The following is a 10,528-nucleotide window of genomic DNA, read 5'->3' as shown; positions in this document are numbered from 1 at the left end:
CATTCGTCGCCAAGTCGTCCGGGTCCACTTTTGGGTTTTGCCTCGGGGGGCAGTTTGCATGGAGTATGGTCTTCCGGTGCCCGTGTGCCCCTCAGTATTGCAGGTACGGGGTGGGGTCGATCGCATTTCTGTGGTGGAACTGCGTAGCCTGCTCTTGATGTCGTTATGTGCTCTTACACCACGCCCCGTTATTTTCGACATTGATTTCCTTTGTCAGGTGCATCTGTTGGTTCTGATAGCCTGTCTTCCACCGTGACCGGGTTCACTGTCCTCGTATGCCGCTATAATCTCACTGGAGCACCGCCTATGCCTGCTGGCCTTGTGCGGCCGGGCATGCTAAACGCTGGTTTTCGTGTTCCAACGCTCCGAACCAGAAGCTAAAAATGGCGGGCAAACTCAATTTCTTTCGCACGTTGCCGGTAGTTTTCGGGTGGGGTGGTCATGCCATCTGCGAAGAAGGCATCCACCATGGCATCCAAGTATTGGCCTAAGGAGCGGTGAGTAAACCCCCAAGTCGCTTTGGCAAGACTCGCGTCTAAGCGCGAAGTCCACTTGCCGCTAAACGGGGAAATCATTCGCGGGTCGAGACCTGCCGTGCGTAGTATGGGGCTAGCTATCGGGAGCTGTCGGTCAGGAGCGCCCATCCTCACTGCGAGCATCCGAACTAAGTCGGAAAGAGATATCTCCTCATCTTGGGAGAGATTATAGGCTTTGCCCCACGTCAGATGCATGCCGAGAATCTGGGCGATAGCGTTTACGACTTCAGTGGCATAGACATGCCGGGTCATTTGCTGACCGCCATCAGGAAGAATGACGGGCGCTTGATCGCGTAAACGCCAGAGGTAGCCTTCGAGACGTTGTTCAGGATCTGCGAGACCATTGACGATAGGTAATCGCAGTACGGTGCAGGGAAACTGGTACCGCAGCCATGCTGATTGCAGTTCAGCTTCCGCTTCGCGCTTTCGTGCGCCGTATCGCCAACTTACCAAATCGGTAGCGTCTTTTGGAGGGGTGGCAAGAGGGCCGGGGTAGTCATCCTCGGCTAAGGAGCGAGGGACGGGAAGCTCCGCTCCCTGTTTTGCCAAGTAAGCCGCTCCAGAGCTGATGAAAAGATAGTGACCAACGTGCCCTTTAAGCGCAGCTACGGCTCCTCTGGTATCGCTTTTACCATACGCGGCAAAGTCGATCACGGCATCAAACGGCGGGTGACTTTTCAGCGCCGTTTCGAATTGAGGTGTGCGTCGGTCGACGACAATGCGCTGAACGTGATTGCCAAAGGTATCTGCGTGTTGCCCTCGGTTTAATATGGTGACGTGCCAACCGGAAGCTAAAAGACGCCAAACCAGTTGTCGACCCATGAAGCTACTGCCGCCGATAATAAGTGCGGTTCGCATCGTATCATTTCTCCCTACATTCGTGCCCTGGGTGAGAGTGGGAGGCTACCACTACGCTGTTCACCGTGGGTCTTCATCTTATGGATGTGCCCGTCTACAGTCGTGCCTGGTATTGAGGTGATTCTATCACTAAATCATTGACAGCAACCGCATCATCACTGATGATATCAATGTGATATCATGTGATCCAAAAACAGGAATCGAGGATGAGTTCAGTGAGAGAACGCTATGCCTGGCGAATGTCCGGTTTTTTGATGGTGGTGATAGAAGCCGCAATTTTTAGTATCGGTGTTCTCACCCTTCACGATAAGAGGATCTGGGATATCTTAGAAATCGCAGTGTTTTTACTCATAGCACGTGGGTTCCTAGTTGTTCAACCGAATGAGAGTAAGGTTCTGACGCTATTCGGACAGTATTCCGGTTCGATTAGTGCCAGCGGCTGGCACTGGACCAATCCGTTTACGGTGCGACGAACCGTATCGCGCCGTATACGCAATTTTACAAGTGAACGGCTGAAGGTGAACGACGCGAATGGTAATCCGGTGGAAATTGCGGCGGTGGTGGTGTGGCATGTCGTGGATAGTGCGCTTGCCGTATTTGATGTTGAAGATTTCGTGTCGTTCGTGTCTATTCAGTCGGAAACCGCTTTGAGAGCACTGGCGGGAACGCATCCGTATGATGCGGGGCGTGATAAGGTTACTCTCTTAGGGAACCAGGATCTAATATCGGCAGACTTGGCGAAAAATCTGCAAGAGCGACTCACCATCGCAGGGGTAGAGGTGCTGGACGCTCGACTAGCGCATTTAGCCTATGCACCCGAAATTGCTCAAGTCATGCTAAGACGTCAACAAGCAGAGGCGATTGTGGCTGCTCGTCAGACCATCGTCGATGGAGCGTTAGGGATGGTCCATCGGGCACTCGACAATGTTTTGCACAGCGGGTTAGTGGATCTCGATGAAGAAAGGAAGGCGGCCATGGTCAACAATCTCCTGGTGGTGCTAGCGTCGGACCAAGCGGTCCATCCGATTATTAATGCAGGAACTTTGTATTCGTAGCATGAAGAAGCGATTCTTGTTACGACTTGACCCCGACGTATATGAGGCATTAGAAAAGTGGGCTGCGGATGATTTGCGTAGCGTGAATGGGCACATCGAATTTTTGCTATTGAATGCATTGCGGCAGAAGGGCCGCATGGTGCGTCACCACACCACGATAGAGGCATCAAACGGCGCAGCAGAAGTTCTCTTAGAAGAAAAATCAGATGAACCCTAGGCCCAATTTACTGCGCCAGTCATGAGAGGAGACCATTAATGGAGCAAGAAGCGATTGTATGCCAGGGGGTATCGCGAAACTTTGGTGCGCGTACGGCGGTATCGGATTTGAGTTTTCGTGTCGCGTCGGGTAGCGTATTTGGATTTTTAGGGCCGAACGGGGCGGGCAAGACCACTACCGTGCGCATGCTCATAGGAATGCTCCGGCCTTCAACGGGATCGGTGCAAGTGTTAGGGAAAGACCCTATAACCCAAGGAGACGAGGTGCGGTCGGCAACCGGTGTCATGTTGGACAACGTGGGTCTCTATGAACGCCTTAGTGCTTATCAGAACTTGGTATTTGCCGGACGTGTCGCCCGACTATCAGCAGCGGACATCCGATCTCGTGTGGAAGATCGATTGCATCGGGTCAACCTCTGGGATCGCCGTTCCGACCGGGTATCGGGATTTAGCAAAGGAATGCGTCAAAAATTAGGCCTAGCACGCGCCCTCATGTCCGAACCGCAAATCTTGATTCTTGACGAACCCACGGCAGGTCTTGACCCCTCTAACATTGTCATGGTGCGCGAACTCTTAGTCTCATTGGCAGAGGAATCTGGGCGAACCATCTTTCTTTGCACCCATTTGCTAGCGGAAGCGCAGCGCATTTGTGATCGCGTCGCCATTATCCAAAGTGGCCATATTTTGGCTCAGGGAAATCCCAATCAGCTAGGTGCCGCGGAGGCGCCGACTATACGGCTAACATTGTCAGGATTGGATGAGGGGAGAGTGCAGGGATTAGGTCTTCCCGATGGCGTCGTGTTGGCTCGCATTGGTGGTCAGGAGTGGCGGGCTACGGTGGATGATGAAAGTCTCACCGAACACCTGGTGGCCCATTTGGTGACCAACGGCATTGGGGTGCGTGCTGTCGTTCCAGAGAGGATCTCGTTAGAGGACGAATATATGCGACTGATTGGAGGGACGGAGAATTGAATGACCTTTTAACGGTGATGTGGAAAGAGATGGCGGAGTTATTTGGTAACAAACGATTTCTCGGAGTTTTCTTATTGGCGGTTGTGGCGATGGGAGGCATTCCGGCCCTAACATTTGCCCATCACGGGGTACGAGGCATTTCCATAGGCGTTATTTTCATTGCGGTGTATGTGCTTGTGGCGTCAGTCATTGTGGTGGCGAACACCGCGCCAGATTTAGTGCTACATGAACGAGTGGGGCATACGTTGGACTATCTTTTGACGACACGACTTTCTGATCGGGCCATATTTGGCGGAAAGGTCTTAACCGCATTTTTCGTAGGATATGTGGCGGCGATGCTCGCCGTGGGTGTGCAGTTGCTCGCGTTTGCATTGCTCAGTGGTCAAGGGCTTCATTGGCTATATCTCGCGGAACCTCAGGGTCGGGTGATTGCTTTTGGTATGACGGCCGGACTGAGCCTCTATGTCTCGGTAGTGGGAACGTTTGTGGCACTTCGGGTAGGAGAGCAGCGAGCGGCTTATATGGTAACTATCCTCAGCGTGGGATTGTTGGCAGTGCCATTTATTCTAGGATGGATTCATCTATCGTTCAGCCTCTCGTGGCTGGAGCATGCTGCGCTTTACTTAGGGGTCATTGCGGTCATCTTGGCCGCTGTCGGCTTTAGAGCCTTTCGTCGCCATATGTTAGTCCTCTATTTGCAGGACTAGACTCGTTGCCTACGCACCCCACATTAAGGGCATTGCTGCCACGTCAGTTTGGTAGATTGAGATGCGCATGGGATGGGTGCTTACCGCAAACTACCGTTGCAGTCACTGGGGACGTGAGTGATTGGCGCGATTAAGTGCCTACCCGTGGGGCCAGGCATGGCGTGCTGGGTTACCGAGTGGAAGAGCACCACTGTCGCCGATCATCGCTCTCGCAGCGGATCGTGTCTTGCGCTAACTAGCCGTGATTGCCCATGACGGTTCGTTACGATGACAAAGACTCTACTTCAAACGCCGTTTCAGTAATGATGCGTGCCTTATCCCCGCGAACGATTGCGGTCGAAACATAGAGCGGATGGTTGTCTAATCCAAAGAGGACGGCTTGATCGCGAATGGCTAATGCCCCAGGATGCGTAGCCAGAAGTTCAGCTTGCTGTGGCGACAACACGATCGGTTCGTATGACTCGACAGCCTTTCTAAGGCTGCTATGACACTTTTCGGGGATAAGTTGTAACAAGGAACGACTTTGGATTTCTTCTTCGCGAATGGGCTCTCCAGGAGGCGCGATATGCGCTGTTTCATAGATAATCGGCACATTGTTGGCCGCAATAATGCGTTCAATCACCAATACCATTGATCCGGGAGAAATTTCCAGTACATCATCGATCCCGGGCGGTACTTCGGAGCGGTGAATGGAGAGGACTTTGGTGCTGGCAGTCAATCCTTTCTTGGCAATATCGGCACGAAATCCACTGGAGAAAAGAGGGATTTTAGGAGCGTTTACGGTGGTGGGTTTGCCTGGGGCTCGGGCGATAAGCCCTTGCCGCGACAATTCATCCAGTGCTCGCCGGATGGTGCCGCGGGAGACACCAAACTGTTGGCAGAGTTCAAGTTCCGATGGAATCATGTCATTTGGCTGCCAAATGCCTGAGCGAATGTTTTCAAAGAGTTGTTGTTGGATTCGAAAATATTTTGGCACATGAAGGTATGTTTCATCACTGAATGAGAGTTTGTTCATATGGCCCTCCCGGTTGACACAAACACTTTCTATTTGTATAAATATATTATTGTCACAAGATATAGGCAAGTAAAAGTAATTTTCGTATAAATGTATATACATTTGAAATTTTAAAAACTAAACTGTGATCATTCAGAGTGTGGAGGAAGTGTAGAGCATTTTCAATAGCAAGCAGTTGCCGCACTATATGTATAGACATTTCAATGTCTCATCGTACGATTGTCAAGGTGTTTAGCTTGGTATAACGAGAGGGAGCGAAATCAATGAAGAAAAATCGCATGGCTCTGATGGCTTTATCAATGGTTGGCGGGGTGGTGCTGGCAGGATGTGGCTCGGCCGCAACGCAAGCAAATGGTACTTCAGCCAGCACAATTACCTTATCGATTGATCCGGGGTCTCCGGGTTTCATCGACGACTTTAATCCGTTTTCTCCCAATGTTCGCTTTGGAGCGGCATGGATTTACGAGACGCTTTATGCGGTCAACGCACAAAATGGGCATCAAACACCATGGTTGGCGACCTCCTATAAGTGGGTTAATTCGACCCAACTGGACTTCACCATTCGGCAGGGAGTCAAGTGGAGTAACGGCACACCTTTCACCGCGCAAGATGTCGCATTTACGTTTAATTTAGAAAAGAAATATCCGGCTCTAGATGGGGACGGACTGTGGCCGACACTAAAGAGTGTCACCGCCGAGGGGAATACAGTGGTGTTTGACTTTAATAAGGCGGATGTTCCAGCCTTTACCTTCATTGCGGAGACGCCAATTGTTCCCGAAAGTATTTGGTCTAAAGTGAAAAATCCTGTGACCTACGCCGATACCGACCCGATTGGTACGGGGGCGTACGTGTTGAAGTCGTTTGCCACGCAGGAATATGTTTTGCAAAAGAATCCTACCTATTGGCAAGCTAATAAGGTTGAGATTAAAACGATTAAATTCCCGGCCGTTCCTGAAGATGGAGCGACTGAGCAACTAGAGTTATCCGATGGCGACTATACCGCGGCTAATGCCTTTATCCCGAACTTGCAAAAAGTATATATTTCGAAAGATCCTAAATATCGGCACTATTGGTTTGGCCCAGGAGGGCCTTCGAACCTGGTCATGAACTTGACCGAGTATCCATTTAACCAAGTGAAATTTCGACAAGCGATGGCTTATGGCATTAATCGCCAAGAAGTGAGTTCCAAGGGTGAATATGGTTACCAGCCGGTCGCGAGTATGACCGGGCTGACGCTTCCGGGTCAGGCCCAGTATCTAGATAGCTCGTTGGTGAGTCAATATGATTATCACTACGATCCCTCGAAAGCTATGCAGTTGCTGAACAGTATCGGTATGAAAAAGAATGCCCAAGGACAGCTCATCGCTCCTAATGGCAAGCCGGTGACGTTTACTATGACTGTACCGACGGGATTTAGCGATTGGATTGAGGATTCCCAGATAATCTCGGGTGACCTGGCGAAGCTGGGAATTACCCTGCACGTCAATACGCCCTCCGTGACAACCTGGACCAACGACCTAGACACGGGAAACTTTCAAATGAGTCTTACCTACGGAATCAATTACTACAACCCTTATTTCTACTATGACTACAATTTGGATAGTGCGAATACCGCTGCCGTGGGGAAAGTCGCCACGTCCAACTATGAACGCTACAGTAGTTCGAGTACCGATGCTCTGCTCTCCGAATACCAAGGGCTCACTAATTCCACACAACAGAAGGCTGTGATTCAGAAACTGGAACAGGTGATGCTGTCTCAGGTGCCGGTCATCCCCATGTTTTATAACGCGAACTGGAATGAGTATGATAGCCGGTACGTTGTGGGATGGCCGTCAGCGTCCAATCCCTATGTGACACCGGACTACACATGGCCTGATGTCGAGGTCGAATTCACCCATTTGAAACTTCGCAAGTAGAACGTGGCGGGCCCGGATAATTCTGGGCCCGCTAGCAGGTTGCCGGGAAACTGAAGGGAGCGAAGCGAGCGTGCGATATTTATTGCGACGTAGCGTGATGTTGTTGTTGACGCTGTGGTCCGCCATTACGATTAACTTTCTGTTGCCTCGACTGATGCCAGGCAATCCCGCCGAATCCATGCTGGCGAAGTTTCGTGGCAAAGGGCCTATGGGTCCGCAAGCGATTCATGCGATTAAGGTGATGCTGGGGATTTCGAATGAAAGTCTCTTTCGCCAATATTTACAGTACTGGAACGACATCTTTCACTTGAATTTCGGCGTGTCTTACACCTATTTTCCTGACTCGGTCATGCACATGATTTCTCAAGCCTTACCTTGGACTTTGATTTTGATCGGCGTCACCACGGTGATTAGTTTCATTATGGGTACCTTACTGGGTGTCTGGGCGGCCTGGAGACGGGGCTCAATGCTGGACTTAACGGTCACGTCGGTATTTACTTTCACGTCCTCTTTTCCTTATTTTTGGTTTGCTCTTATCTGTGTATTTATCCTTGCCTTCGTTGTCCATGTGTTTCCTCTCAGTGGAGGATATGCTGTGTCCATGACGCCCTCGCTATCTTGGGCTTTTATCGGGAGCGCCTTATGGCATTCGATTCTACCGGCGTTTACCATCTTGGTAAGTTCGCTAGGCGGCTGGCAGTTACAAATGCGCAACAATATGATTGCCGCCTTGAATGAGGACTATGTGGTTTTAGCACGTGCCAAAGGATTGCCAGAAAGAATGCTGGCCGTGTCCTATGCAGCGCGAAATGCCATTTTGCCCAATCTGACCGGGTTTGCGATGTCGCTGGGATTCGTCGTGAGTGGAGCAATTTTGGTGGAACTGGTGTTTGCTTATCCAGGCATGGGGAACCTTCTTTATACGGCGGTCACTAACGAGGACTATCCTCTGATGCAGGCGATTTTTCTCATGATCGTGGTCGGCGTGGTCATTGCGAATTTTGCTGCCGATATTATCAATGTCCTTTTAGATCCTCGTATTCGGAGAGGAGCGGAGAACTCATGACCTCGACATGGAATGTGTTACGGATATTTTGGCGCAACAAGCTATCGCGGGTCGGGGTTATGATTATTGGTGTTATGGTATTGGCGGCGATTTTTGCTCCACTTATTGCCCCCTACTCACCAAATAACACCAGTTTTCCCTCAATGTTAGGGCCGAGTTGGCATCATTTGCTCGGGACTACCCAAAATGGGCAAGATGTATGGTCAGAATTGGTTTACGGGACCCGTGCATCACTGGAAGTGGGATTTGCCGCCGGGATCTTGGCCACGTTCATCGCGTTATTTATCGGATTAGTCAGTGGATATCTGACCGGAATTGTAGATGATGTCTTATCGTATCTCATCAATGTCTTCTTAGTGATTCCGAGTCTGCCACTCATGATTATTTTGGCGGCTTATGCTCCGTCGCGTGGCAATTTACTCATTATTTTTGTCATTACGGTGACAGGCTGGGCGTGGGGTGCACGGGTGCTGCGATCACAGGTGACCACCCTTCGGTCACGGGATTATGTTGCTGCAGCCCGCTTCTCTGGAGACAGTATGATTCGTATTGTATTTCGAGAAATTATGCCGAACATGATTTCTCTGGTCGCGGCGACCTTTCTTGGCGCGGCCGTGTCAGCTATTTTAGCTGCGGCAGGCTTGGAGTTTTTAGGGCTGGGTGACCCGTCAATCAACAGTTGGGGAACTATGCTGTATTGGGCGCAGAACAGTGGAGCGCTATTGCAGGGGCAATGGGCCTGGTTGTTCGCACCGGGGTTGTGCATCGCGATCTTAGGGACGGCGTTGGTGTTGATAAATTTTGCGGTGGATGAGATGGCCAATCCACGGCTAAGAAAGAAGTGAGGGACATGGACGACCTATTGCGAGTCGAGCATTTGACCGTGACGTACGGTCCTCACGATGGTGGTGTGCGAGCGGTCCGCGATGTCAGTTTTCGACTTAAGCCGGGAGAAACGTTAGGCATTGTAGGCGAATCTGGTAGTGGTAAGTCGACACTAGGTTATGCCATCGCCAAGCTTCTTCGGCCGCCGGGACAAATTACCGCAGGAGAAGTGTATTTAAACGGTGACAATCTGGTTCCGATGACGGAGCGTGAGTTGAGAAAGCGGCGTTGGACTGACATTGCGGTTGTCATGCAAAGTGGGATGAACGCGCTGAACCCGGTCACCACGATTCGGCGACAGTTTGAAGATGCCATTCTGGCTCACCAGCCGATGTCCTCGTCCCGAATGCGAGAGCGGGTCAGCGACATGTTGGACTTGGTGAATATTGATCCGGGATTTGCGGACCACTATGCTCATGAACTGTCAGGTGGAATGAAGCAACGCATCGCCATAGCGTTGGCGCTTGTATTGGATCCGAAGCTCATTATCTTTGACGAACCGACCACCGCGCTTGATGTGGTCGTGCAGAGATTCATTGTGCAAAATCTGAAGATGTTACGAACACAATATGATTTTTCCTCCATTTTCATTAGTCACGACTTGGGAACCGTGTTGGAGATTGCTGACCGGGTGGCCGTGATGTATGCTGGGCAACTCGTGGAGATTCAAAGTGTCGCTGGACTGCTCCATTCAGCTCAGCATCCGTACACCGAAGCACTGCTTCGCTGCTTTCCTGATCCGCGCAGTGAGCACTTGGAGGTGGTCGGAATTCCCGGTACGCCGCCGGACCTATCGGTGATTCCCCCGGGATGTCCCTATGCCCCACGATGTCATAAGGTAGAATCACGCTGTTACGAGGTTATGCCGCCCTTTGTGGAGCAGAACGGTCTCGGTGTGGCATGCTGGGTGGCGGGGGAGAAGGTCGGAGGTGAGGCGCGTGGGTAATCCTATTCTCGAATTACGCGGGGTCAATAAAACCTATATTCAAAAGAAGAACCGGCGGGATGAGAAAATTCGGGCGGTTCGTGACGTCAGCTTTTCGGTCGACCCGAAGCACATTATGGCGTTGGTGGGGGAAAGCGGCAGCGGGAAGTCCACGTTGGCCAAACTGATTACGGGCGTGGAACGGGCTGACAGCGGCGAAATTCTTTTCAACGGTCGGCCGGATCGCCTATGGCGTAAGGATATGAAGCAGTATCGTCATGATGTACAAATGGTGTTTCAAGATCCTTATGCGGCCTTAAATCCTCTCACCAGCATTCGCTATGCAGTGAGTCGCCCGTTGGTTAACTACCACGGAT

Annotated in this window: 12 protein-coding genes; 10 read left to right on the top strand and 2 right to left on the bottom strand. The window is 51.1% G+C overall.

The window, feature by feature from the left end; all coding sequences use genetic code 11:
• Positions 1-256 (top strand): hypothetical protein (locus tag ACOJWD_RS01320; protein WP_486991419.1); only part of this gene is annotated, 256 nt, incomplete at its 5' end.
• 121 nt (positions 257-377) lie between these two features.
• On the opposite strand, the gene ACOJWD_RS01315 is transcribed toward ACOJWD_RS01320, so the two are convergent.
• Positions 378-1,394: an NAD-dependent epimerase/dehydratase family protein gene (locus ACOJWD_RS01315; protein ID WP_486991418.1), complete on the bottom strand. Its 1,017-nt coding sequence runs from the start codon at positions 1,392-1,394 to the stop codon at positions 378-380.
• A 215-nt stretch (positions 1,395-1,609) separates the two neighbouring features.
• Between ACOJWD_RS01315 and ACOJWD_RS01310 the strand changes: the two genes are divergently transcribed.
• The 4 genes from ACOJWD_RS01310 to ACOJWD_RS01295 are packed head-to-tail and all read left to right on the top strand — an operon-like array spanning position 1,610 to position 4,344.
• Positions 1,610-2,449 (top strand): SPFH domain-containing protein, encoded by an 840-nt coding sequence (locus ACOJWD_RS01310; protein WP_486991417.1) that lies wholly within the window; start codon positions 1,610-1,612, stop codon positions 2,447-2,449.
• 16 nt (positions 2,450-2,465) lie between these two features.
• Positions 2,466-2,666 (top strand): type II toxin-antitoxin system antitoxin, encoded by a 201-nt coding sequence (locus tag ACOJWD_RS01305; protein ID WP_486991416.1) that lies wholly within the window; start codon positions 2,466-2,468, stop codon positions 2,664-2,666.
• 38 nt (positions 2,667-2,704) lie between these two features.
• Entirely contained in the window at positions 2,705-3,637 is a 933-nt protein-coding gene (locus ACOJWD_RS01300; RefSeq protein ID WP_486991415.1) for an ABC transporter ATP-binding protein, read from the top strand.
• Entirely contained in the window at positions 3,634-4,344 is a 711-nt protein-coding gene (locus ACOJWD_RS01295; RefSeq protein ID WP_486991414.1) for a hypothetical protein, read from the top strand. The genes ACOJWD_RS01300 and ACOJWD_RS01295 overlap by 4 nt, the downstream gene beginning before the upstream one ends.
• Positions 4,345-4,606: 262 nt before the next feature.
• Here ACOJWD_RS01295 and ACOJWD_RS01290 read toward each other — a convergent pair whose 3' ends face one another.
• Positions 4,607-5,359, bottom strand: a complete 753-nt coding sequence (locus ACOJWD_RS01290; RefSeq protein ID WP_486991413.1) for a GntR family transcriptional regulator — start codon at positions 5,357-5,359, stop codon at positions 4,607-4,609.
• A gap of 263 nt (positions 5,360-5,622) precedes the next feature.
• On the opposite strand from ACOJWD_RS01290, the gene ACOJWD_RS01285 reads away from it, so the two are divergent.
• From ACOJWD_RS01285 to ACOJWD_RS01265, 5 genes are all read left to right on the top strand, one after another.
• Positions 5,623-7,275 (top strand): ABC transporter substrate-binding protein, encoded by a 1,653-nt coding sequence (locus ACOJWD_RS01285; protein ID WP_486991412.1) that lies wholly within the window; start codon positions 5,623-5,625, stop codon positions 7,273-7,275.
• A gap of 70 nt (positions 7,276-7,345) precedes the next feature.
• Positions 7,346-8,341: an ABC transporter permease gene (locus ACOJWD_RS01280; RefSeq protein ID WP_486991411.1), complete on the top strand. Its 996-nt coding sequence runs from the start codon at positions 7,346-7,348 to the stop codon at positions 8,339-8,341.
• Entirely contained in the window at positions 8,338-9,186 is an 849-nt protein-coding gene (locus tag ACOJWD_RS01275) for an ABC transporter permease (RefSeq protein WP_486991410.1), read from the top strand. Before ACOJWD_RS01280 ends, ACOJWD_RS01275 begins: the two co-directional genes overlap by 4 nt.
• A gap of 5 nt (positions 9,187-9,191) precedes the next feature.
• Complete coding sequence (locus ACOJWD_RS01270; protein ID WP_486991409.1) at positions 9,192-10,172, top strand: ABC transporter ATP-binding protein; 981 nt, start codon at positions 9,192-9,194, stop codon at positions 10,170-10,172.
• The coding region (locus ACOJWD_RS01265; RefSeq protein WP_486991408.1) for an ATP-binding cassette domain-containing protein at positions 10,165-10,528 on the top strand (364 nt) is incomplete at its 3' end. The genes ACOJWD_RS01270 and ACOJWD_RS01265, both read left to right, overlap by 8 nt.

This window comes from Sulfobacillus sp. TH-112 (assembly GCF_057473405.1).
Note: the sequence above shows the minus strand (reverse complement) of the source record. Positions and strands in the feature narration are given on the sequence as shown.

What these genes read in the sequence shown, in the direction of transcription:
- ACOJWD_RS01315 (WP_486991418.1), bottom strand. Translation starts at nt 1,394, where the DNA reads ATGCGAACCGCACTTATTATCGGCGGCAGTAGCTTCATGGGTCGACAA.
- ACOJWD_RS01300 (WP_486991415.1), top strand. Translation starts at nt 2,705, where the DNA reads ATGGAGCAAGAAGCGATTGTATGCCAGGGGGTATCGCGAAACTTTGGT.
- ACOJWD_RS01290 (WP_486991413.1), bottom strand. Translation starts at nt 5,359, where the DNA reads ATGAACAAACTCTCATTCAGTGATGAAACATACCTTCATGTGCCAAAA.
- ACOJWD_RS01285 (WP_486991412.1), top strand. Translation starts at nt 5,623, where the DNA reads ATGAAGAAAAATCGCATGGCTCTGATGGCTTTATCAATGGTTGGCGGG.
- ACOJWD_RS01275 (WP_486991410.1), top strand. Translation starts at nt 8,338, where the DNA reads ATGACCTCGACATGGAATGTGTTACGGATATTTTGGCGCAACAAGCTA.
- ACOJWD_RS01270 (WP_486991409.1), top strand. Translation starts at nt 9,192, where the DNA reads ATGGACGACCTATTGCGAGTCGAGCATTTGACCGTGACGTACGGTCCT.